17 protein-coding genes, 2 tRNA genes and 1 pseudogene are annotated in these 21,975 nt (G+C 72.3%); 4 read left to right on the forward strand and 16 right to left on the reverse strand.

What is annotated here, in order from left to right; genetic code table 11:
* Window positions 1–40 precede the first annotated feature (40 nt).
* From ACZ6WH_RS27490 to ACZ6WH_RS27505, 4 genes are all read right to left on the reverse strand, one after another.
* Window positions 41–886: a DegV family protein gene (locus tag ACZ6WH_RS27490; RefSeq protein ID WP_469731465.1), complete on the reverse strand. Its 846-nt coding sequence runs from the start codon at window positions 884–886 to the stop codon at window positions 41–43.
* Between the two features lie 108 nt (window positions 887–994).
* The gene (locus tag ACZ6WH_RS27495; RefSeq protein WP_432854267.1) at window positions 995–1,738 is read right to left on the reverse strand and encodes a hypothetical protein; all 744 of its coding nucleotides are present in this window, start codon (window positions 1,736–1,738) and stop codon (window positions 995–997) included.
* A 155-nt stretch (window positions 1,739–1,893) separates the two neighbouring features.
* Window positions 1,894–4,773, reverse strand: coding sequence for a leucine--tRNA ligase (leuS, locus tag ACZ6WH_RS27500; protein ID WP_469731467.1), 2,880 nt, complete (start codon window positions 4,771–4,773; stop codon window positions 1,894–1,896).
* Between the two features lie 303 nt (window positions 4,774–5,076).
* Complete coding sequence (locus ACZ6WH_RS27505) at window positions 5,077–7,029, reverse strand: S53 family peptidase (RefSeq protein WP_469731469.1); 1,953 nt, start codon at window positions 7,027–7,029, stop codon at window positions 5,077–5,079.
* Between the two features lie 342 nt (window positions 7,030–7,371).
* Here ACZ6WH_RS27505 and ACZ6WH_RS27510 point away from each other — a divergent pair, with 342 nt between their 5' ends.
* A complete protein-coding gene (locus ACZ6WH_RS27510; protein ID WP_469731471.1) occupies window positions 7,372–8,538 on the forward strand; it encodes a hypothetical protein in 1,167 nt (388 codons plus the stop codon).
* Window positions 8,535–10,106, forward strand: coding sequence for an NADH-ubiquinone oxidoreductase-F iron-sulfur binding region domain-containing protein (locus ACZ6WH_RS27515; protein ID WP_469731473.1), 1,572 nt, complete (start codon window positions 8,535–8,537; stop codon window positions 10,104–10,106). The genes ACZ6WH_RS27510 and ACZ6WH_RS27515 overlap by 4 nt, the downstream gene beginning before the upstream one ends.
* A 186-nt stretch (window positions 10,107–10,292) precedes the next feature.
* Here ACZ6WH_RS27515 and ACZ6WH_RS27520 read toward each other — a convergent pair.
* Window positions 10,293–10,365 (reverse strand) — tRNA-Ala (locus ACZ6WH_RS27520).
* A 230-nt stretch (window positions 10,366–10,595) separates the two neighbouring features.
* Between ACZ6WH_RS27520 and ACZ6WH_RS27525 the strand changes: the two genes are divergently transcribed.
* Complete coding sequence (locus ACZ6WH_RS27525) at window positions 10,596–12,050, forward strand: glycosyltransferase 87 family protein (RefSeq protein ID WP_469731475.1); 1,455 nt, start codon at window positions 10,596–10,598, stop codon at window positions 12,048–12,050.
* Here the strand turns inward: ACZ6WH_RS27525 and phsA are convergent.
* The 10 genes and pseudogenes from phsA to ACZ6WH_RS27575 form a co-directional block, all read right to left on the reverse strand.
* Window positions 12,016–13,752, reverse strand: a pseudogene (gene phsA, locus ACZ6WH_RS27530) (O-aminophenol oxidase PhsA); the annotation flags it as partial. The gene ACZ6WH_RS27525 and the pseudogene phsA overlap by 35 nt on opposite strands.
* Window positions 13,753–14,080: 328 nt before the next feature.
* The gene (locus ACZ6WH_RS27535; RefSeq protein WP_361557572.1) at window positions 14,081–14,314 is read right to left on the reverse strand and encodes a hypothetical protein; all 234 of its coding nucleotides are present in this window, start codon (window positions 14,312–14,314) and stop codon (window positions 14,081–14,083) included.
* Window positions 14,315–14,317: 3 nt separating this feature from the next.
* The gene (locus ACZ6WH_RS27540; RefSeq protein WP_103834116.1) at window positions 14,318–14,476 is read right to left on the reverse strand and encodes a hypothetical protein; all 159 of its coding nucleotides are present in this window, start codon (window positions 14,474–14,476) and stop codon (window positions 14,318–14,320) included.
* Between the two features lie 256 nt (window positions 14,477–14,732).
* Window positions 14,733–14,805 (reverse strand) — tRNA-Ala (locus ACZ6WH_RS27545).
* 147 nt (window positions 14,806–14,952) lie between these two features.
* Window positions 14,953–15,606 (reverse strand): histidine phosphatase family protein, encoded by a 654-nt coding sequence (locus ACZ6WH_RS27550; protein ID WP_361557772.1) that lies wholly within the window; start codon window positions 15,604–15,606, stop codon window positions 14,953–14,955.
* Window positions 15,603–16,037, reverse strand: coding sequence for a ribosome silencing factor (rsfS, locus tag ACZ6WH_RS27555; RefSeq protein ID WP_361557576.1), 435 nt, complete (start codon window positions 16,035–16,037; stop codon window positions 15,603–15,605). Before rsfS ends, ACZ6WH_RS27550 begins: the two co-directional genes overlap by 4 nt.
* A gap of 224 nt (window positions 16,038–16,261) precedes the next feature.
* Window positions 16,262–18,058, reverse strand: coding sequence for an LCP family protein (locus tag ACZ6WH_RS27560; protein WP_469731478.1), 1,797 nt, complete (start codon window positions 18,056–18,058; stop codon window positions 16,262–16,264).
* 38 nt (window positions 18,059–18,096) lie between these two features.
* Entirely contained in the window at window positions 18,097–18,720 is a 624-nt protein-coding gene (gene nadD, locus ACZ6WH_RS27565; protein ID WP_361557582.1) for a nicotinate-nucleotide adenylyltransferase, read from the reverse strand.
* A 50-nt stretch (window positions 18,721–18,770) separates the two neighbouring features.
* A complete protein-coding gene (locus ACZ6WH_RS27570; protein ID WP_432854287.1) occupies window positions 18,771–18,935 on the reverse strand; it encodes a hypothetical protein in 165 nt (54 codons plus the stop codon).
* Between the two features lie 212 nt (window positions 18,936–19,147).
* On the reverse strand, window positions 19,148–19,297 hold the full coding sequence (locus ACZ6WH_RS27575; RefSeq protein ID WP_399711586.1) for a hypothetical protein: 150 nt from the start codon (window positions 19,295–19,297) through the stop codon (window positions 19,148–19,150).
* Window positions 19,298–19,544: 247 nt separating this feature from the next.
* Between ACZ6WH_RS27575 and ACZ6WH_RS27580 the strand changes: the two genes are divergently transcribed.
* Entirely contained in the window at window positions 19,545–20,633 is a 1,089-nt protein-coding gene (locus ACZ6WH_RS27580; RefSeq protein WP_432854293.1) for a M48 family metallopeptidase, read from the forward strand.
* Between the two features lie 81 nt (window positions 20,634–20,714).
* On the opposite strand, the gene ACZ6WH_RS27585 is transcribed toward ACZ6WH_RS27580, so the two are convergent.
* Window positions 20,715–21,947, reverse strand: a complete 1,233-nt coding sequence (locus ACZ6WH_RS27585) for an SCO2583 family membrane protein (RefSeq protein ID WP_469731481.1) — start codon at window positions 21,945–21,947, stop codon at window positions 20,715–20,717.
* Window positions 21,948–21,975 lie beyond the last annotated feature (28 nt).

The following is a 21,975-nucleotide window of genomic DNA, read 5'->3' on the forward strand; positions in this document are numbered from 1 at the left end:
ACCACCGGAACCGACCACCGGGGCCGGCCACCAGCGCCGTCTACCGCGGCGAGAGCACGACCCCGAGCAGCCCCGGTCCCGTGTGTGCGCCGATCACCGCGCCGACCTCACTGACGTGCAGGTCGGCCAGGCCCGGTACCCGGGCGCGGAGACGGTCGGCCAGAGCGTCGGCGCGCTCGGTCGCCGCGAGGTGGTGCACCGCGACATCGACCGGATCCGTACCCGCCCTTTCCGCCACGATCTCCTCCAGGCGTGCGATGGCCTTGGAGGCGGTGCGGACCTTCTCCAGCAGTTCGATGCGCCCGTCGGTCAGCTGGAGCAGGGGCTTGACCGCGAGCGCGGACCCCAGCAGGGCCTGGGCGGCGCCGATGCGGCCGCCTCGGCGCAGGTACTCCAGGGTGTCGACGTAGAAGTACGCGGAGGTGCCTTCGGCTCGCTTCTCGGCCGCGGCGACCGCCTCGTCGATGTCTCCGCCGGCCTGTGCGACCTCCGCGGCGGCCAGGGCGCAGAAGCCCAGTGCCATCGCGACCATGCCGGTGTCCACGACGCGTACCGGGACCGGCGCCTCCTTGGCGGCCAGCACCGCCGCGTCGTACGTGCCGGAGAACTCCGAGGAGAGGTGGAGGGAGACGATGCCGCTCGCGCCGGCCGCCGCGACCCGGCGGTAGGTCTCGGCGAACGATTCGGGCCCGGGGCGGGAGGTGGTGACGTATTTTCGCTTCTGCAGCGCGTGCGCGACCGACTTGGCCGAGATCTCCGTTCCCTCTTCCAGAGCCTCGTCGCCGAGGACGACGGTCAGCGGCACTGCCGTGATGCCGTGGCGCTCCAGCGCCGCCCGCGGCAGGTAGGCCGTTGAATCGGTGACGATCGCGACATGGCGGGACATGACTGGGAGGTTATCCGGGGATCCCGGAGCCCGACAGTGCGGGCCCTCTTTCAAGATCCTCTCCCATTCCCGAGCGATGCGCCACAGCCAATCTTCACGGTGCCCGCGTCAGCCCGAGTTCTCCGGACGGGCCGTCTTCTGCCAGGGGTACGGGGCCTGTATGCGCGGATCGGGGGCGTTGAGGGCCCGCGGGCTCTCCTCGGCCCGGCCCTCGGACGTGCCGGGCTGCTCGGGCGGCGGCCACGCGGCGAGCGGATCCGGCGCGGCGCCCGCGCCCCGGTCGTGCGGGGTCTCGTCGGCACCGGGCGCGGGGGTCCAGTGCCGCAGCGCTCCGGCCTCCATGTCGATCTGCCCCGTCAGCGCGCTCAGGTCGTCGTCGGCGAACCTGCGGGCCCGGTCCTGGGCCGCCCAGCGCAGCGAATCCGCGGCGTGCGTGCAGCGCTCCACGCGGTCGCGCAGCTCGGGAAGGCATTCGGCGATGCGCGCCCGGTCCGGCTCGCGCTCCAGGCGCTTCAGTTCGTCGTCCAGCTCATGGCCGTGCGCGCTGAGCCGCCCGAAGAGGTTCAGTGCTTCCTGCAGCGACTGGTCCTCGGCGGACGCCGTACGCAGCGCCTCCTGGGTGGCGCGCATCGACGTGCGCAGGGAGTGCCGCAGCTCCGCCAGCTGCCCGGCGGGGCCGGTCTGGGTGTACCGGCGGGCGCGCAGCGTGGTGTCCTCGACGGTGCGGCGGGCCTGCGCGACCGTACGGTCCACCCCGCGCTTGGCCGCCGAGACGGCCTTGACCGTCACGAAGACCCCTGCCGCGACGAACAGCACGAAGAGCAGGGCGAGGATCACGAGCGCGGTGGTCATGGGCTTCCCTCACGTGGGCTCGGCCGCCGGGCGGACGGCTTCCTTCTCCCACCGTAAACGGGCCCGGCAGGTCAAGGGTTCCCCAAGAACCCCCAACCTGCCCCTAGTGGTCTTCCCCGGGGCACGCCCGCCGGACGGGCGCGCCCCGGCCCGGATCACGCCGGAACGATGTTGACCAGCTTCGGCGCCCGGACGATCACCTTGCGGATGCCGGCACCGCCCAGTGCCGTCACGACCGCGGGCTCGGCCAGCGCCGCCGCCTCCAGGTCCGCGTCCGAGATGGCCGGCGAGACCTCCAGGCGGGCCTTGACCTTGCCCTTGATCTGCACGACGCAGGTCACGGTCTCGTCCACGACGTACGCCGGGTCGGCGACCGGGAAGTCCGCGTGCACCACGGAGTCGGTGTGGCCCAGCTTGCGCCACAGCTCCTCACCGATGTGCGGGGCCAGCGGCGCGACCAGCAGGACCAGCTGCTCGGCGACGCTGCGCGGGACGCTGCCGCCGGCCTTCGTCAGGTGGTTGTTCAGCTCCGTGATCTTGGCGATCGCGGTGTTGAAGCGCAGGCCGGCCATGTCCTGGCTGACGCCGTCGATGGCCTTGTGCAGGGCACGCAGGGTGTCCTCGTCCGGCTCCGCGTCCGTGACGGTGACCTCGCCGGTGGCCTCCTCGACGATGTTGCGCCACAGGCGCTGCAGCAGGCGGTACTGGCCGACGACGGCGCGGGTGTCCCACGGGCGCGACACGTCCAGCGGGCCCATCGCCATCTCGTACAGGCGCAGCGTGTCAGCGCCGTACTCCTGGCAGATCTCGTCCGGAGTGACGGCGTTCTTCAGGGACTTGCCCATCTTGCCCAGGACGCGGCTGACCTTCTCGCCCTGGTAGTAGTACGCGCCGTCGCGCTCCTCGACCTCGGCCGCCGGGACGGCGATGCCGCGCTTGTCCCGGTACACGAAGGCCTGGATCATGCCCTGGTTGTACAGCTTGTGGAACGGCTCGGCCGAGGAGATGTGCCCCAGGTCGAACAGCACCTTGGACCAGAAGCGCGCGTACAGCAGGTGCAGCACGGCGTGCTCGGCGCCGCCCACGTACAGGTCGACCCCGCCGTGCGGCTGGCCCTCGCGCGGGCCCATCCAGTACTGCTCGATGCCCGGGTCGACCAGCTTCTGGTCGTTGTTCGGGTCCAGGTAGCGCAGCTCGTACCAGCAGGAGCCGGCCCAGTTGGGCATGGTGTTGGTCTCGCGGCGGTAGCGCCGCACGCCTCGGCCGTCGCCCAGGTCCAGATCGACGTTGACCCACTCCTCGTTCCGGGACAGCGGGGTCTCCGGGGAGGTGTTGGCGTCGTCCGGGTCGAAGGTGCGCGGGGAGTAGTCCTCGACCTCGGGCAGCTCCAGCGGCAGCATCGACTCGGGCAGCGCGTGCGCCACGCCGTCCTCGTCGTACACGATCGGGAAGGGCTCGCCCCAGTAGCGCTGCCGGCTGAACAGCCAGTCGCGCAGCCGGAAGTTCACGGTTCCCTCACCGATGCCCTGTCCGGCCAGCCACTCGGTGATCTTCGCCTTGGCCTCGGTGACCGACAGGCCGTCCAGGGAGACGGCTTCGGACGCGGAGTTGACGATCTTCGCCTCGTACGAGGAGAACGCGTCGTCCCAGGTGGCCGGGTCCGTGCCACGGTCGTCGGAGGGCTCGACCACGCAGCGCATGGGCAGCTCGAAGGCGCGCGCGAAGGCGAAGTCGCGGCTGTCGTGCGCCGGGACCGCCATGATCGCGCCGGTGCCGTAGCCCATCAGGACGTAGTCGGCGATGAAGACCGGGACCCGCTCGCCGCTGACCGGGTTGGTCGCGTACGCACCGGTGAAGACGCCGGTCTTGTCCTTGGCCTCGGCCTGGCGCTCGACGTCGGACTTCGAGGCGGCCTGCTTGCGGTAGGCCGCGACGGCCTCGGCCGGGGTGGCGTAGCCGCCGGTCCACACGTCGTGCGTGCCCTCGGGCCAGGCGTCCGGGACGATCGAGTCCTCTCCGGAGACCAGCTCGTGCTCCGGGGCCAGCACCATGTAGGTCGCGCCGAACAGCGTGTCCTGGCGCGTGGTGAAGACGGTGATGCGCCGGCCGCCCACGGGGAAGTCGACCCGCGCGCCCTCGGAGCGGCCGATCCAGTTGCGCTGCTGCAGCTTGATCGCGTCGGGCCAGTCCAGCCCGTCCAGGTCGTTCAGCAGGCGGTCCGCGTAGGCCGTGATGCGCATGTTCCACTGGCGCAGCTTGGCCTTGAAGACGGGGAAGTTCCCGCGCTCGGAGCGGCCGTCGGCGGTGACCTCCTCGTTGGCCAGCACGGTGCCCAGACCGGGGCACCAGTTGACCGGCGCGTCGGAGGCGTACGCCAGGCGGTACTCACCCAGGATGTTGGCGCGCTCGATGGCGGCCAGGTCGGCCCACGCGCGGCCGTCCGGGGTCTCCCGCTCCCCCGCCTCGAACTGGGCGACCAGCTCGTCGATCGGGCGTGCCTTCCCGGCCTCGGCGTCGTACCAGGAGTTGAAGATCTGCAGGAAGATCCACTGGGTCCACTTGTAGTACGCCGGGTCGATCGTCTCGACCGAACGGCGCTGGTCGTGCCCCAGGCCCAGGCGGCGCAGCTGCGCCTTCATGTTGACGATGTTGGCCTCGGTGGAGACCCGCGGGTGGGTGCCCGTCTGGACGGCGTACTGCTCGGCGGGCAGGCCGAAGGCGTCGAAGCCCAGGGTGTGCAGGACGTTGTGGCCCGTCATGCGCTGGTGGCGGGCGTAGACGTCGGTGGCGATGTAGCCCAGGGGGTGGCCGACGTGCAGACCCGCACCCGAGGGGTACGGGAACATGTCCATGATGAACTTCTTCGGCCTGGCCACCAGCTCCGGGTCGCCGGCCAGGTCACCGCTGGGGTTCGGCGCCTCGTAGGTGCCGTTCGCGTCCCAGAAGTCCTGCCAGCGTGCCTCGATGTCCGCGGCCAGCGCGGCCGTATAGCGGTGCGGGGCCGCCGCCTCAGCGGCCGTGGTCGTCTCGCTCATCGTCCTCAAAGCTCCATCGATCGTCTCTGCCTGCGGAAACGCACCCCTTGCGGGCACCTTCTTGCCGGTCGGCGCCGGAAACAAAAAGGCCCCTCGCACAGGAGGGGACGCCGCGCCGATTCCGACTCGGACCTCGCAGTCTCCGGTCCGGTCGGTACTGATCAGCGCGGCCCGCTAAGCAGAAGGCGTACGGCACGCATGGCGTCAGGGTACCGCAGGGCGCCAGGGGCCCGCGCCGAGGATTCCCCCGCGCGGGCCCCCGTCCCACATGCCGGACCGGACAGCGGCCCGGCACACGGGGCCTCAGGGCCGGTAGGAGGCCACGTAGCCCCTGCCCGGCGTGCCGACGCCCGTGACGTCGTCGTAGCCGACGACGGCGTGCAGCGAGCTGTCCTTGCCCAGGCTGCGCAGCGAGGTGGTCGTGCCGTCACTGGCGTCGATCCCGTTCACGTAGTCCACCCGGACCACCGCGAGGTCCTGCCCGGCGCCCAGCGGGTGGTCGGTGACGTCGTGGTACGCGGAGGTGCCGTACCGCTGGTAGATGGCGGGGTTGGCGAAGCCGATCGCGACCCCGTGCCGGGCCTCCTGGGACAGCGCCTGCACGCCCGCGATCACCGGCGCCGCCAGCGAGGTGCCGCCGATGCGGTACTCGTCGTAGGCGAGCGAGCCGTCGGGGAGCGACTGGGTCTGGCCCACGAGGAAGCCGGTGTTCGGGTCGGCCACCGCTGAGATGTCGGGAACGGTGCGCATCGGGGTGCCGCCGTTCGCCTTCGAAAGCTCGTTCGGCACGACGCCGCGCTGATAGAAGGGCTGCGCGACGGTCCTACTGGTGCCGCCGCCGGCCCCGGAGGTGAACGCGCCGGGGAAGTCCTGCCAGCTGCCGCCGTCGGCCGCCAGATCGGCCTTTTGCGTGCCCCAGCCGGTCTCCCAGAGGTACTTGTCGCCCTTGCCGACGGCGAGGGCGGTACCGCCCACGGCGGTCACCCACGCGGAGTTCGCGGGGGTGTCGACCTGCTTGGTGCCGGTGTTGGCGACCTCGTCGCCGTTGTCGCCGGAGGAGAAGTAGAAGCCGATGCCCTCGACGGCGCCCAGCTGGAAGATCTGGTCGTACGCGGCGGCCACGTCCGGGGTCTCGTTGGCCTCGATGTCACCCCAGCTGTTCGAGACGACGTCGGCGAGCCGCCCGTCGACGATCTTCCCCAGGGAGTCCAGGAGGTCGTCGTCCATGCAGGACGCGCCGCCCACGTAGACGATGTCGGCCTCGGGGGCGACCGCGTGCACGGCCTCCACGTCGAGAGTCTCCTCCCCGCACCAGCCGGCCGCGTCGCACTCATCGATGTGCGAGTACTTCTTGGGCAGCACCTGCGAGAGCTGCCCCTTCGTGTAGCCGGCGTCCCCGTTGCGGTCGGCGTACTTGCGGGCGTCGGCGGCGATGGTCGGCGAGGCGTACGCGTCGGTGATGGCCACCGTGACGCCCTTGCCGGTGCGCTTGCCCGCCCCGTAGGCGGCGCGCAGTTGCTTGCCCGTGTAGCCCTTCACCGCGTACGGCTGCTTCGCCCCGTAGGCGGAGGGCAGGCTCTTGTCCGTCCTGGAGCCGTAGTGGCCGGAGAACGGGCCGGAATTGCGGAAGACCCCGCTGGGCGGCGGCAGCTGGGCGTCGTGCCGCGCCATGTGCGGTGCGTTGTCCAGCCCGGTGACCGTGAGGACCGCGCCGTGCAGCGACTCCGGGGCCGAGGCCGTGCGGGAGGGGGCGTGGTACGTGTGCGCGCCCCTGCGGTAGTCGTGCAGGTCCGTGGCGAAGGCCTGCTCGGCCGCCGCGGTGGTGCCGGTCACGGATATGGAGCGGCGGTCCTTCCCGGTGACCTTCAGGCCGGCGCCCGTGAGCCAGTGGGTGACCGCCGACACCTGCTCCTCGGTGGCGCCGAAACGTGCCTGCGCGCGGTCGGCGCCGAGGTACTTCCCGTACGAGGCCGAGGACGGGTCCGAGACGGCCCTGGCGTAGGCCGCGAGGCCCTTCGCGTCCCGTCCGGCCAGGAACACCCGGGCCGTGACCCGGTCGGTCCCCTTGGTGCTGCCACGGTCGGCCTGCTGCGTGGCCCACTGCGGCTTCGTGCCGTGCAGCGCGTCCCGGCCGTCGTGCCCGGCGGCACCGGCGGCGGGCGTGCCCAGCGCCAGCGCACCGGCGGCGAGCGGCAGCGTCACCGCCACAGCCAGTCCGGCGCGTCCGCGGCGCGCTCCGGAGCGTCTTGATCTCATGAAACCCCCTGCGATGCGACGCGTCGCGTGCGGTGCACGCGGTCTCCGCGATGGCGCGCGGTGCACGCGAGGGCGGCCACTCGCACGCGCTGCGTCACTCTTTCGATGATCTGTTCACGCCAGGGGCATGAGATGGCCAAGAAGCGTCCAAGGACGGACAAGAAATGACCACGGAGCAATTACCAACTGTCCTGCACAGACAGTAGTGTTCACGTGGGACGAGGAACGGCCGAGCGGGTGTGCGGGGCGCGAACGGACCGACGTTAGCAGCGGGTCGTGCCGTACGGGCGGGATACGGCAAGCCGCCGCTACGCCCGCGCGACGGCCCCTAGCTTGCCGGGCATGCCACTCTTATCGGGCCGGACGGCGCGCCGAGCGGCCCGCCCCCGCCGTCCCCGCCTCCCCCGCGCACCCCTCCCCCAGCGCCTCCGGAAGCCGCGCCCCGCGCTCACCCTCGGGGCCGGCGCCCTGCTGGCCCTCCCGCTCCTCGCCGCAGCACCCGCCTTCCGCACGTTCTTCGACCAGACCGCCGGAGTGCTCACGCTCGTCTCGCTGACCTCCGCCGTGGTCTGGGGCCTGCTCTCGACCGGCCGTACGGTCTTGGATCCGCGCACCAGACTCCTCGCGCAGGGCATCCACAGGGCGCTCGCCACCGCCTCGCTCGGCTTCCTGGTGCTGCACATCGCCGTCAAGGTGGCCGAGGCGCACGCCCGCTTCCTGGACGCGTTCCTGCCCTTCGCCTCCGTGGTGCTCGCCGGGCCCGTCGCACCCGGCACCGCACCGCTGATCGGGTTCGGCACGCTGGCCGGGCTGCTCATGGTGCTGGCCGCCGCGACCGGCGCGCTGCGCAGCGCGTTCGCCGGGCGCGGGCGGACCTCCGGGCGCTGGCGGGCCCTGCACACCAGCGCGTACGCCGCGTGGTGCCTGGCTCTCGTGCACGGGCTCAAGTCCGGCCGTGCGCCCGCCGGCTGGGTCACGGCGGGGTACGTGCTGTGTCTCACCGCGGTCCTGGGCGCGCTGCTGGCGCGCCTGCTGTTCACCCCGTGCGCGCAGTTCCCGTACCTCACGTTGCGGCGGGATCTGCCGTTCTCCTTGCCGCTGCGCTCCCGGAAGCCGGGCAGGCGACGGACCGGACGCAGGGCGGCGGGACGTAGGCAGACGCACTCCGCCCCCGAGGCGCACACGGCCTCCCAGGAGGCGGCAGCGCCGGGCTTCGAGCACGGCGCGAGCGCTGTCCCCGTAGACGCAGCGCAAGCGGTCCCCTCGTGGGCCTTGGCCGACGCCCCCACGCAGAGGCTGCCGTACGTCTCCGCACCGTACGCGCCGTACGACGACGGCCTCCCGGACAGCGACCTCGCCCCGGGCGAGGTGCACGCGGAGCGTCTCCCGTACGCCGGTCTCGGGGCCGCGCCCCACGGCTCCGAGTGGGCCGGACCGCCCACCCTCGTGCAGCCCGTGGTCCCCGAAGGCGCTTCCGTCCCGCACGCTCCGAACGGCCGGACCACGTGACCGTCGCCACGCTGGTCCCGTATGCGGCCGGCGGGCCGCTGCCCGATGTGCCCGGCGTGCAGGTACTCGGGCTGCCACGATTGTGCGCCGGGTTCGACGACACGGAGCGGCTGAACCGTAAGCAGCACCTGCTCCTCCACGGCTCGCCGCCCGTACTGACCGGTGACCAGCTGGCCGCCGTCGCCGACGCCGTGGCGTTGCGCGGCCGGGGCGGCGCCGGCTTCCCGCTCGCGCGGAAGCTGACGGCGGTCGCCGAGGCGGCGGCCCGCCGCGGGGTGCGTCCCGTCGTCGTGGTCAATGGCTGCGAGGGCGAGCCCGCCTGCCGCAAGGACACCGTGCTGCTGTGCCGTGCGCCGCACCTCGTCCTGGACGGGGCGCTGCTGGCCGCCACGGCGCTCGGCGCCCGCCTGGTCGTCGTCGGCGTCACGAAGGCGACCGCCGAGAACTCCGTACGGGAAGCCCTCGCGGAACGTGGACTGGCGCGCAAACGGCGCGGGCGTGCGCTGCGCGCGCAGGTCGTGCGCTCGCCCGAACGCCTGGTCTCCGGGGAGGCGTCCGCGCTGATCAGGGCCGCCGAGGGCGGGCCGCCGGTGCCCCCGGGCCGCCGGGCGCGGGCCGCCGAGTCCGGGCTCGGCGGCGCCCCGACGCTGCTGTCGAACGCCGAGACCTTCGCCCAACTCGCCGTCGCCGCCCGCCTCGGCCCCGACCGCTACGCCGGCACCGGCCTGCCCGGCGAGCCGGGCACGATCCTGCTCACGGTCTCCGGCGCCGTCCCCACGCCCGTGGTGGTCGAGGCCCCCAGCGGCGTGCCGCTGCCGTACGTCCTGCAGGCCTGCGGGGCGGATCCGGCGCCGCCCGGCGTGCTGATCGGCGGGTACCACGGGGCCTGGCTGGACCCCGCCACGGCGTACGGGACGCCGCTCTCCCGGGAGGCGCTCGCGGCGCGCGGCGGTGCGCTGGGCGCGGGCGCGGTACTGCCGCTGTCCGCGCGGACATGCCCGCTCGGCGAGGCACTGCGGATCGCGCGGTGGCTGGCGGCGGAGTCGGCGGGGCAGTGCGGGCCGTGCCGACTGGGCCTGCCCTCCCTGGCCGACGTCCTCGCGGAAGCGCTGAGCGGCGGCGGGCAGCCGGCCCTGGAGGCGGTACGGGCGGCGGCGCGCGGCGTACGGGGGCGGGGCGCCTGCAAACACCCCGACGGCGCGGCCCGGTTCGTCCTGTCGGCGCTCGCCGCCTTCCCCGACGACCTCGCCGCGCACGTCCTGGGCGACGGCTGCGGCCGGCCCACCGCCGAGCTGCTCCCGTTGCCGCCCGAGGGGGCCGCCGGTGCGGCGGACGGCGCGGGAGAGGGAGCCGGGGCCCGGGAGGCCGCCGGGGAGCGGCTGGCGGTGGACTGGACGCTGTGCGAGGGGCACGGGCTGTGCGCCGGGCTGCTCCCCGAGGCCGTACGGCTCGACCGGGACGGTTTCCCCGTGCTCTCCGACGACGTGCTCCCCGGAGCGCTGCGGGCCCGCGCCCAGCGCGCCGTACGCCGCTGCCCGGCCCTGGCGCTCCGCCTGGAGAAGCCGTGACCGCCGGCAGCGGCGCACCGCGCGTGACGCGCGGCACAGCCGGGCCGACAGGGGGCAGGGGGTGGGGGCAGGGGCTCGCCACCACGGCCGGGCGAGTGCGGGCGGGCGGGCGGCCACGGCGTACGAGGAATTCCGCATGCACGACAGAGCGGGCCGTCCTCTTCGGACGGCCCGCTCTGATCACTGTGGAGCTAAGGAGAATTGAACTCCTGACCTCCTGCATGCCATGCAGGCGCTCTACCAACTGAGCTATAGCCCCGTGTTCTGTTGTGGTCTTCGCGGGGTTTCCCTCGCGGCGACATCGACTACATTACACGGCTGCCCCGGGCCTTTGCCAAATCGCTTTCCCCGGCCCTTTCCGGCACCGCTCCGCCGAGCCTCCTGAGGACCGACGCGGGCCCCCGCACGGCACCCGCACCGCACCCGGCGAGGCGGTCGGCAGAGGTACTGTCGATCGTCAGTGCTCGAAAGAAACCGGGGGCCTGGAACGTGACCGCGCCGAAGCTCGACCAGTCCGCCGGACTCCGCGGCCCGTCCTCTCACCCGGGCGCGCACCGCCGCGTCCTGGCTGCCGCCCTCGCCTGTGCGCTCTCCTTCACGGTCTTCTGGATCGTCCAGCGGCTGGCCGGCGTGACCATGCTGGACCTGATGGTCTACCGCGCCGAGGGCTGGACCGCCCGCACCGGCGGCGACCTCTACGACATGCTCGCCACCTCCGCGCGGCTGCCCAACACCTATCCGCCCTTCGCCGCCCTGCTCTTCATGCCGCTGACCGTCCTCGGCGTACCGGAGATGCGCACGCTCGCCACCCTCGGCAACCTCCTGCTCCTGGTCGCCGTGGTGCACCTCACCCTGCGGCTGACCGGCCTGCCCTCGGCCGCCCCCGAGGCCCGCGCCCCGCGCACCCGGCAGGCGGCCCTGACGCTCGCGCTCTCCGCGCTGCTGGTGTGGTGCGAGCCCGTGTGGACCACGCTGCGCTACGGGCAGATCAACCTCCTCCTCGCCGTGCTCGTGCTCTGGGACGTCACCCGCCGGGACACCAGCCGCTGGGCAGGCATCGGCATCGGCATCGCGGCCGGGATCAAGCTCACGCCGGCCCTCTTCGCCGTGTGGCTCGCGCTGGCCGGACTGCTGCGCGCCCGTCAGCTGCACCGCCCCGGCCACGGGCTGCGCGGCACCTGGAACCCCTGGCTGCGTCAGGCCTGCGTCGCGATCCTGGCCTTCCTCGGCACCGTCCTCCTCTCCGCCCTGGCCCTCCCCCGCGACTCGGCCCGCTTCTGGACCGAGATCGTCTTCGCCTCCGACCGGCCGGGCGATGTGGAGATCACCGCGAATCAGTCGCTGCGCGGCGTCCTCGCCCGACTGCTGCACACCCCCGACACCGGCCTGTGGTGGCCGGCCGCGGCGGCCGTGGCGGCGATCGCGGGGCTGACGCTCGCCACCACCGCCCTGCTGCGGGGAGAGCGCGCCTGGGCGGCCGTGGTCTGCGCCACCACCGCGCTGCTGGTCAGTCCGGTCTCCTGGTCGCACCACTGGGTATGGGCCGTACCGATGCTGATCCTGCTCGGCACCGAGGCCGTGCGCCGCGGCGGCCGGGCCACCCGGGCGGGCCGCCGGCTCTGGGCCGCGACCGGGGTACTCGGGCTGCTCTTCGCCTCCTTCGCTCTGTGGTGGGTGCCGCACCGGCCCCACTCCCACGCGGAACTGCACCAGAACGGCGGCCAGATGCTGCTCTCGGGCGTCTACCCGATCGCGGGTGTCACGCTTCTGCTGCTGACCGCCGTCCTCCTGCGCCGGACCGGCGCGCCCCGGGTCAGTGCTCCCCGTGGTCGTGCCCCCCACCCGGTTGGTGGTGATGGAACGCCAGCACTTCCGGAGGCATCACCACGAACGGGCGCATCATCCCCATGTCCTCGTGTTCCAGCAGATGGCAGTGGTACATGAAGCGGCCCTTGGCGCCGTGGAAGCGGCCGATCACGTTCACCATCTGCCCCGGCGGCACCTGTATGACGTCCTTCCAGCCCTGATCGCCCGGGGCCACCGGGATCTGGCCCCCGTACTCCAGCGGGCTGCGCGTGCCTCCCAGCGCGTTGTCGTACGGGCTGTCCGGCACCGCCGGATACCGGTCGCGGCCGAGCACCTGGAAGTCGATCAGGTGGATGTGCATCGGGTGCGTACCGGCGCCGCCCAGGTTCAGGAAGCTCCACTGCTCCCAGTCGTCGTACCGGACCATGAAGCCGAGGGCGTCGTCGAACATACGGGCGCCGCGCTGGTACGTACGCGTCGTGCCGTCGGGCCCCTTGATCTGGATGATCCCCTCGGACGGGATGGTCACGTGGCCGGGGTCGACCTCGTGCATCTCCCACATCTCCGGGTGGCCGTTGCCGATCGGGCCCGGCGGGGTGAGGGCTATCAGGCGGTGCTCGTGCTTCGGGGCGTTGCCGTGAGTGATCCGCTCGAAGGTCGGCGAGATCACCGCGGGCAGCACGAAGGAATCGGTCACCTTCTTCGAACCGACCCGGAACTGCATCACCTGGGGGTACTTCACGCCCGGCGCGGCGTTGACCAGCCGCAGCCGCCGGCCGCGCAACCGGCCGAAGTCGATCAGCAGGTCCATCCGCTCGGCGGAGGCCACCGACAGCGTCCCGTCCACCGGCAGCGGGCGCGGCAGCAGCCCGCCGTCCGAACCGATCTGGTGCACCGCGCCGGTGACCGGACGGCCCGTCTCCTCATCGATCAGCTGGAGGGCGTACGTCCGGGCGTTGGAGGCGTTGAGCAGCCGGAAGCGGTACCAGCGTGCATCGACGTCCAGGTGAGGCCAGATCGTGCCGTTCACCAGCGTGTAGGGGCCCGAGAACGGGATGGTGATGTTCTTGCCCTGGTTGTCCTTGCCGACGATCAGGGTCTTGTGGAGCAGCCTGCCGGTCAGCCGTCCTTCCTCGTCCGTGTCGAGGTTGCGGTCCTGGATCACGAGCGGGATCTCGCGCTCGCCGGACGGGAGGTGCAGCGCGTCCTCCTCGTCGTCCCGCAGGAGGTACATGCCCGCCAGGCCGGAGAAGACGTTCCAGCGGGTGATGTCCATGGCGTGGTCGTGGTACCACCAGGTCGTCGCCCGGTGGTCGTTCGGATACTCGGAGAGCTGGGCGTCTCCGGGCGATACGGCGTTCTCCGACCAGCCGTCGTTGCCGCCGCCGGTCACCGCGCCGTGCAGGTGCGTGACGACCCACGCCGGGAGTTCGGCCACGCCGGGCACCGGGGCGGTCCCGCCGCGCCCCGGCTCGTCCAGCGGCGCGGGCACCTCCGGCGTCGCCGCCACCTCCACAGCGGTCACCGGGAAGGCGCCCGTGAGGCGGTTCGTCCAGGACACCCGGAGCCGCCGGCCGCGGCGGATGTCGATGGTCGGGCCCGGATAATGCCCCTCGTACGCCCACACCTTGGTGGGCGGGAGCTGGGAGTGCAGCCGCACCCAGCTGGTCTTCTGCTCGATGGTGATGCCGCGCAGGGCTTCCGCGCGGCCCGGTTTGATGACGGGCGGCACGCGCAATGCGTCGACGAATGGCGTGAGTCCCGCCGCCGTCGCCCGTCCGTCGTCCCGCTCCGCGATGGTCCCCGTCTGCGGTGCGGCCCCCACAACTGTGTCGGTCACTTGCGACCCCCGTCGCTTCCCCCTTGCCGCCGGCCGTTCCGCGGCGGCAGTTCTGAGACTTACAACGCCTCACGGTACGGCCGGAGTTCCACCCTCAACGTGAATTTTCCGGCCAATCGTCGCCAGTAGGCACATAGAGGAGCGGACCGGTCCGGTCCGTGGCGTCGGAGCTGAAAATATCTCAGGGCGCTTGTTATGCGCCGAAGTTGTGGAGAAACGGTCATGCAAGGATGGCGGAGGCGCTGCGAGCGCGGTGGTGCGCCGGGAAATGCGCCGGGAAAGAGGCCTCGGGCGACAGGGCCTCGGGAGCCGAACTCGCGGGTGTGCCTCAGGCGGTGGCGAAGGAGTAGAACCGCTTCAGCGTGCAGTGCTCGTCGAGCAGGCGGCCGTAGATGGGCTCGCCGTCCAGCTCACGGTAGGTCTCGATGGGGTCGCCCTTGATGACCAGTGCCCGGGCGCATTCCTCGCACCAGTACTGGAAGTCGGGGTTCGGCGGCTCCATGTCACGCACGATGGGCGTACCGCTGGCGCACCAGTCGCACTTCCGGCTGTGTGCCCCCATCAGTCAGCTCCAGCTGTGGCCGCAGGCCGTGCAGACGAACGAGATCCCACCGTTGTCGCCCAGCATCTGCGCCACGTGCGGCGAGCCGCAGGAAGGGCATTGCAGCGCGGAGGTGGCAACGCCGAGCAGGTCACGGACCTCCTCGATGATGCTCGTGGGCATCGCGTTCTCTCCTCCCCTGCCGGCGCCGTCCGATTCTGCCACGGACCGCCGACCAGGTCAGGCCCGCAGCCTCGCCGGTTCGGACGGGCTTCCCGCTGTCGCCGCGCAGTTACGCACAGGCCATCGCGCGGGCGCTCACTACGGCGCGCACGGCGAGGAACGCGCCCTCAAAGCCCGGAAACAGCAGTGATCCCGCCTCCTGGCGAGGCGGAGAATCGCTCTCCGTCTCCGCCAGAGGGCGGGATCATCCGGGTTGTGGAGCTAAGGAGAATTGAACTCCTGACCTCCTGCATGCCATGCAGGCGCTCTACCAACTGAGCTATAGCCCCGGGTCTTGTTCCGCTCCTTCGGGGTTTTCCCCGGCGGCGCCGCGAACAAGAAGAACTTTAGCCTGCGACCTGCCCAGATGTGAAATCCGGGTCCGGCCGGCCGCCGGACGGCCCCCGGAGAGCCACCGCCGACCGGTCCGCCGGGCGTCAGTCGTCGTCGCCGAGCACCGGCTCGGGAAGGGTGCCGGCGTTGTGCTCCAGCAGGCGCCAGCCGCGCGCGCCCTCGCCCAGGACGGACCAGCAGCAGTTCGACAGGCCGCCCAGGCCCTCCCAGTGGTGCGGCTCCAGGCCCAGCAGCCGGCCGATCGTCGTACGGATCGTGCCGCCGTGGCTCACCACGACCAGAGTGCCGTCGTCGGGCAGCTTGTCTGCCGCCAGCCGCACGAGCGGCGCCGCGCGGTCCGCGACCTCGGTCTCCAGCTCGCCGCCACCACGGCGCACCGGCTCGCCGCGCTTCCAGGCGGCGTACTGCTCGCCGTACGCGGCCATGATCTCTTCGTGCGTCAGGCCCTGCCAGGCGCCCGCGTACGTCTCGCGCAGCGCCTCGTCGTGCGTCACGTCAAGACGCGTGACCTCCGACAGCTCAGCGGCCGTGCGCCGCGCCCGCTTGAGGTCGGAAGCGATGATCGCGTCCGGCTTCAGCGCGGCGAGCAGCCGAGCGGCGCGGCGGGCCTGCTCGACGCCCGCCTCGGTGAGCTCGATGTCCGTGGTGCCCTGGAAGCGCCGCTCCAGGTTCCATGCCGTCTGGCCGTGCCGCCACAGGACGATCTTGCGGCCACGGCCCCCCTTCGTGCCGTTCAGCGCAGCTCTCCGTCCTGCTCGGCGGCGGTCTCCTCGGCGTGCTCCGCAGCCTTGCCGCGGGTCGCCTTGGCGTCCTCGGGCAGCTCCAGCTCGGGGCAGTCCTTCCACAGCCGCTCCAGGGCGTAGAACACGCGCTCCTCGCTGTGCTGGACGTGGACGACGATGTCGACGTAGTCCAGGAGCACCCAGCGGGCCTCGCGGTCGCCCTCGCGGCGCACCGGCTTGGCGCCCAGGTCCTTGTTCAGCCGCTCCTCGATCTCGTCGACGATCGACTTGACCTGGCGGTCGTTGGGCGCCGAGGCCAGCAGGAAGGCGTCGGTGATCGAGAGGACGTCGCTGACGTCGTACGCGATGATGTCGTGCGCGAGCTTGTCGGCGGCCGCCTGCGCGGCGGCGTTGATGAGCTCGATGGAGCGGTCCGTGGCGGTCACAAGCCAAACTTCCGGGTCGGTGGCGATGCTGCCCGGCCCCGTCCGCGGGAAGGCCCGCCGACCGCAGCCGAGTCAGCGGTCAAGTACCCCTCAAGGGTCTCACGGACCGCTGAAACCCCGGCGAGCTTGTGGACAAGCGGGAATCGCTGCTGGTCAGGCCGTGAAGGGGAGAAGCGCGGCGGGCGCGGGGGCCGCTGTCGTGGCCGGCCCCCGCCCCGCGTCGCTCACCCCTTGTAGTCGCTCCCCAGCAGCACCGTGATGTCGGCGTTCGAGGCGACCTTGCCCTTCCTCACCGCGCCCGCCGGCAGGCCCAGCGTCTTCGCGACCTCCTCGGCGCGCGGCTTGTACGCCTCGTCCGCGTACGTCACCCGGGACGCCGACAGGGAGCCCGCTGCGGTGCCGCCGTCCACGAAGGAGTACCCGCCGTTGACCAGCGCGGCCTGTGCCTGTCCGACCGCCTTCTGGCTGCCCGAGGCGTTCCGGACGCCGACCCTGGCGGTCGCGCTCGGGTCGGTCTTCTTCACCTTGCCGCCCAGGACGTCCTTGACCACGTCGGAGGCGGTCCCCGCGCTGAGCGTGCCGTCCTGCTGCACGGGCAGCACGGTCGTCCGGTACGCGCCGGTCTTGGCGAGCTCGGCGCGCTGCGCGAGGGAGCTGCCGAGCTGGCCCACGGTGAGCGGCGGGTCCAGGACCTGCATGAGGGCCTTCACGGTGGCGGTCGCACCGTCCGCGTCGCTGGACATCCGCTTCAGGGTGGCCTGCATCACCTGCCCGAAGCGCGCCAGCTGCTTGGTCTGCAGCTCGCCGGGGCCCCGGTAGGTGGCGTACGCGACGGCCGCCTGGCCGTTCATGACGCGCCCCCTGCCCGCCTTGACCAGCGGGTCGTCGCCCTTCTTGGCGCCGGGCACGGTGGCGTCGGCGTCCACGGTGATGCCGCCGACCGTCTCGACGAGGTTCTCCAGGTACGGCGTGTCCAGCCGCCAGCTCGCCTTGATGTCGGCGCCCAGCAGCGTGTTCAGGGAGTCGCGCGTCGGCTCGGTGCCGGCGTCCTGCACGGACTTGCCGAGGGTGGTGGCCTGGCCGTCGTCCCCGGTGATCGCGAGGCTGTTGGGGAGCAGGACGGTCGTGCCCTTGTGCGTGGTCTCGTTCTCGACGAGCAGCGCAGTCGAGCTCTCCTCGCTGCCGGTCTGCCGGAGGTGGACCAGCAGCACGTCACGCTTCTGGCCCGCGGCGGCGGCCGCGTCCCCGGTGGCGGCGCCGCCCAGGCCCGGGAGCTTGCCGGCCCACCACAGGTAGCCGACGCCGCCCGCGGCCAGCAGGACGAGGACGACGGTCAGCGCGATGATGCGGCTGCGGCCGCGGCGCTTGGCCTCCTCGCGCCGTTCGGTGCGGCTCTCGGTGAACTTCAGCCAGTCGATGACGTCTTCGGAGTCCTCGTCCTGCTCCTCGATGAAGGAGAACTGCTCGGTGCGGTACTCCTCACCGGACGGGCGGTCCGTGCCGTCACCGCGGCTGCCGGCGCCGGCCGACCGGGCCTGCGCCGGGCCCGAAGGGGCCGCGTCGTGCGCGGGCCGGCCGCCGGACGGGGCCTGCGCCTCGTACGGAGCCGGTGCCTCGTACGGGGCCTGCGGCTCGTACGAGGGCTGCGCTTCGTGGGGCTGCGGCTGGACGTACTCCTGCTGCCCGTACTGCGGCTGCTGCGGCACCCAGCTCTGCTGCTGGGCCTGCTGTACGGGCTGCTGGTAGCCGCCGTACGGGTCGTAGCCCTGGCCGTGCCCCTGCTCGTAGCCGCCCTGGCCGTATCCCTGGGCCCGGCCGCCGTACGGCTGCTCGTACCCCTGGCCCTGCTGGTGCCCGTACGGCGTGCCATAGGGGTCGTACTGGCTCGGCGCCTCCTGGTACACCGGCTGCCCATAGGCGTCGTAGGCGTACCCGGGCCCGTTCTGCTGTTCCTGACCCCCTTCGTAGGGGTCCTGGGCGTACGGGTCCCGTGGCGCGTACGGATCCTGTCGGTCGTTCACCGGTGCCCTCTTTCCGTCGGCCCCGTCGGCGGTCGTCGTCAGCGGTCGTCGTCGCGGTCGTCCCGGTAGAGACGGCGCTTGTCGATGTAGCGCACCACGCCGTCCGGCACCAGGTACCAGACCGGCTCACCCTGGGCGACGCGCGCCCGGCAGTCGGTCGAGGAGATGGCCAGGGCCGGCACCTCGACCAGGGAGACCCCGCCCTCGGGCAGGCCGGGGTCGGCCAGCACGTGGCCGGGCCTGGTCACCCCGATGAAGTGCGCGAGCGAGAACAGCTCCTCCGCGTCCCGCCAGGTCAGGATCTGGCCGAGCGCGTCGGCGCCGGTGATGAAGAAGAGATCAGCGTCCGTGTGCTCGGTGCGCAGATCCCGGAGGGTGTCGATCGTGTACGTCTTGCCGCCGCGGTCGATGTCGATACGGCTGACGGAGAACTGGGGGTTGGACGCGGTCGCGATGACCGTCATCAAATACCGGTCCTCGGCCGGGGACACCGCCTTGTGGCTCTTCTGCCACGGCTGCCCCGTCGGTACGAAGATGACCTCATCGAGGTGGAACTGGCTGGCCACCTCGCTGGCGGCGACCAGGTGACCATGGTGGATCGGGTCGAAAGTCCCGCCCATCACTCCGAGCCGCCGCTTCACGGGCCCTGTCTGCTCTCCCATGCGTGCAGACCCTACTGGGCGCCGCTCGCCGAGGGATACGGGTCCCTGCCTCAGCGGTCCCGGTTGAAGCGCGTGGTGATCCACAGCAGGAGCAGCAGCACGACGAGGGCGCCGCCACCGGTGATCAGGGGGTTGAGGCTGTTGTGGTTGCCGCCGTGCTCGCCGCCCTCGGCGAGGGCGACCAGGACGGAGTGTGCGGTGGGGTGCAGGCTCATCGTCGGCAGAACCAATCCGGGCTGATGCGGGCAGGGACTTCGCTCACATCGTAAGCGTGGGCCGGCCCGGGCCTCACGCCGACTCCGCCGGAACGGCCCACGAGGGGACCTTTCCGGTGGTTTCCACCCTCATCGTCCGCCCGCGCCATCCGCCCTCGTCAGAGGGCCTTACCCGGCGCACCGGGCGGCTCGCCCGGCGTCTCGGGCGCGCCTCACTCCTGGTCGCCGCCGTAGCCGCGCAGCAGGAACCAGGCCAGGAAGACCGCGCCGAGCACGCCGACGATGATCACGGAACGCAGGATCCAGCCCGGTCCGTCGGCGTTGGAGGTCTGTGCGGCGAGCAGCACGCTCGGGTCCACCATGGGGGTCGCGCTCCTTTGTGGGGGGTCTGTGCGGGCTCGTGCGCGGCACGGACCCGGGCCGGTCGTCCGGCCGTCCTCCGCCGCGGCGCGCACGCGTGGCGGCCCCCGGGCATCCGCACGCACGGGCCGTCCCTTGCGGGCATCTGCGGCGATTCGTTCCTCCGCCAGCGTACGCCGGGCATCCAAAGCGCTGTCAGTGGCGTCCTCTACTCTGAAATCACGCAGTCGAATTCAGGGGGAGGCCCCAATGACGGATGGCCCGAACGGCAGCGAACGCGTACCGAGCAGGGACCGCAGGCGGTTCCCGGGGATCTCCTCCCGGGCGTACGAGCACCCTGCGGACCGGTCCGCTCTGGTGGCCCTGCGCAAGCTGAGCGGGTTCGACACCGTCTTCAAGGCACTCAGCGGCCTGCTGCCCGAGCGCAGCCTGCGGCTGATGTATCTCTCGGATTCGGTGCGGGTCAGCGACCAGCAGTTCACGCACCTCAACGACATGCTGCGGGACGCCTGTTACATCCTGGACCTGGAGAAGGTCCCGCCGATGTACGTCAATCAGGACCCGCAGCCCAACGCCATGTGCATCGGCCTGGACGAGCCGGTGATCGTGCTGACCACGGGGCTCGTCGAGCTGCTCGACGAGGAGGAGATGCGCGCGGTCGTCGGCCACGAGGTCGGGCACGCGCTGTCCGGGCACGCGGTGTACCGGACGATACTGCTCTTCCTGACGAACCTGGCCCTGAAGGTCGCGTGGATCCCGCTGGGCAATGTCGCGATCATGGCGATAGTGACCGGGCTGCGCGAGTGGTTCCGCAAGTCCGAGCTGTCGGCGGACCGGGCGGGCCTGCTGGTCGGCCAGGACCTCCAGGCCTCGATGCGCGGCCTGATGAAGCTCGCGGGCGGCAACCACCTCCACGAGATGAACGTCGACTCCTTCCTCGCCCAGGCGGAGGAGTACGAGCGCGGCGGCGACCTGCGCGACTCCGTGCTGAAGATCCTGAACGTGCTGCCGCGCAGCCACCCGTTCACCACCGTGCGCGCCGCCGAGCTCAAGAAGTGGGCCGCGTCGCGGGACCACCAGCGCATCATGGACGGGCACTACCCGCGCCGCGACGAGGACAAGGACACCTCGGTGTCCGACTCCTTCAAGGAGTCCGCTACGCACTACGCCGACTCGGTGCGCCACAGCAAGGACCCGCTGATGGGCCTGGTACGGGACATCGCGGGCGGCGCGGGCGACCTGGGCGGCAAGCTGCGTGACACGGTGTTCGGCAGCGGCCGGAGCGGGGGCTCGGGCCGCCAGGGGACCGACGGCCCTGACGCCCCGTCCGACAAGTAGGACCGGGAGCCTGCCGGCTGCCCGGGGCCCCGGGGGCCGCCCCGCCACCGTCCCGGTCCGGCCGGTCCCGGCCCGATCCGGCTAGTTCAGCGGGCTGGGTTCCGCGGACGGGGCCATGACGCCGCAGAGCGAGGCGTTGGTGCTGCCGTGGGCGTAGGGGTCGGTGCCCTGTGGGCGGCCGGTCCCGGCCCGTTCGCCCGCGAGCAGCGGCCGCAGCGCGCTCTCCGGGCCGGAGTTGCAGGACATCGGCCCCGCCTGGAGGTAGCTCGACTGGACCTCCAGCCGGCGGTCGCGCAGGTCGTCGCGGTCGAAGCGGAAGTGCAGCTCGCGGCGGACGGTGAAGAGTGACGCGCCGTCGGCCCGCCGCTGCGCGAGGGCGTGTGCCGTGCCGTCACCCGGCTTCGCGTCCCCCGCGGGCCGCGCGTCGGCGGCCGGTGCCGCCCGTCCCGAACCGGACGGCGCCGTCGCCGTGCCCGAAGCGGCCGGTGCCGTGCCCCCGGGCCCGCCGGCGCCGGCCCGGTCGCCGGCCGGCCGTACCGCGTAGACGAAGGTGTAGTCGGCGGTGACCTCCAGGGCGTTGCCGCCCGCTGCCGGCTCGGCCGCGAGGGTGCCCTCGACCCGTACGCGCGGATCGGCGAGCCGGACCCGCGAGGGGTCGAAGCGCACCAGCCAGCCGGTCGCGGCGTGCCGCCCGTCGCCGGACGGCCGCTCCAGGCTCCGGTCGAACTGGTCGAGCTGCGAGGTGTCCAGCAGCAGCCGCACGCCCCGCGCGGGCCCGCCGGCCAGCGTGTCCGGGTCCAGCGAGGACCGTACGACGTACTCCTTCGCGGTGGTCAGCGCGGTCATGACCTGGTTCTCGGAGAACTCGCCGGTGCGCCGCACCACGGGAAGGTTGACGCCCTCGGCGCCGGTCCGGAAGCCGGCCGCCGGACTGCGGCCGTACAGGTCACCGGGGCGCCCGCCGGGCACCGTGCCCACGGGCGCGAGCGGAATGACCGTGCTGCGCAGCGGCGGTGCGGGGCTGGGGTTCGGCGCGCGGTACGGATGGCGGACACCCATGTAGATCGCGGTACCGAAGGCCAGCGCTATCAGCAGGACGAGGATCAGCGCCTGCCGGGAGCCGCCGAAACGCGACCAGGCATGGCGGCTGCGCACCGCGTGTGCGTGGTCCACCATCCGCTCCTGGGCGGAGAACTCCTGCAAGCGCGCAGCGCGTACAAACGATTCGTCGAACACGACGGATCGGTACTCGTCCTCCCCTCCGCCCGGGGCTCCCTCTGGGGTCCCTTCGGGAGGGTCACCTGGCCCGGTCATACAACAAGAGTAGGTCGGCGGCGGCCGA

Source organism: Streptomyces sp. NPDC050806, from assembly GCF_055586425.1.

Coding starts and splice junctions, on each gene's coding strand:
- ACZ6WH_RS27535 (WP_361557572.1), bottom strand. CDS start 14,314: ATGGGGGCACACAGCCGGAAGTGCGACTGGTGCGCCAGCGGTACGCCC.
- ACZ6WH_RS27505 (WP_469731469.1), bottom strand. CDS start 7,029: ATGAGATCAAGACGCTCCGGAGCGCGCCGCGGACGCGCCGGACTGGCT.
- ACZ6WH_RS27540 (WP_103834116.1), bottom strand. CDS start 14,476: ATGCCCACGAGCATCATCGAGGAGGTCCGTGACCTGCTCGGCGTTGCC.
- ACZ6WH_RS27580 (WP_432854293.1), top strand. CDS start 19,545: ATGACGGATGGCCCGAACGGCAGCGAACGCGTACCGAGCAGGGACCGC.
- leuS (WP_469731467.1), bottom strand. CDS start 4,773: ATGAGCGAGACGACCACGGCCGCTGAGGCGGCGGCCCCGCACCGCTAT.
- ACZ6WH_RS27575 (WP_399711586.1), bottom strand. CDS start 19,297: ATGGTGGACCCGAGCGTGCTGCTCGCCGCACAGACCTCCAACGCCGAC.
- ACZ6WH_RS27490 (WP_469731465.1), bottom strand. CDS start 886: ATGTCCCGCCATGTCGCGATCGTCACCGATTCAACGGCCTACCTGCCG.
- ACZ6WH_RS27495 (WP_432854267.1), bottom strand. CDS start 1,738: ATGACCACCGCGCTCGTGATCCTCGCCCTGCTCTTCGTGCTGTTCGTC.
- nadD (WP_361557582.1), bottom strand. CDS start 18,720: ATGGGAGAGCAGACAGGGCCCGTGAAGCGGCGGCTCGGAGTGATGGGC.
- ACZ6WH_RS27585 (WP_469731481.1), bottom strand. CDS start 21,947: ATGACCGGGCCAGGTGACCCTCCCGAAGGGACCCCAGAGGGAGCCCCG.
- ACZ6WH_RS27510 (WP_469731471.1), top strand. CDS start 7,372: ATGCCACTCTTATCGGGCCGGACGGCGCGCCGAGCGGCCCGCCCCCGC.
- ACZ6WH_RS27570 (WP_432854287.1), bottom strand. CDS start 18,935: ATGAGCCTGCACCCCACCGCACACTCCGTCCTGGTCGCCCTCGCCGAG.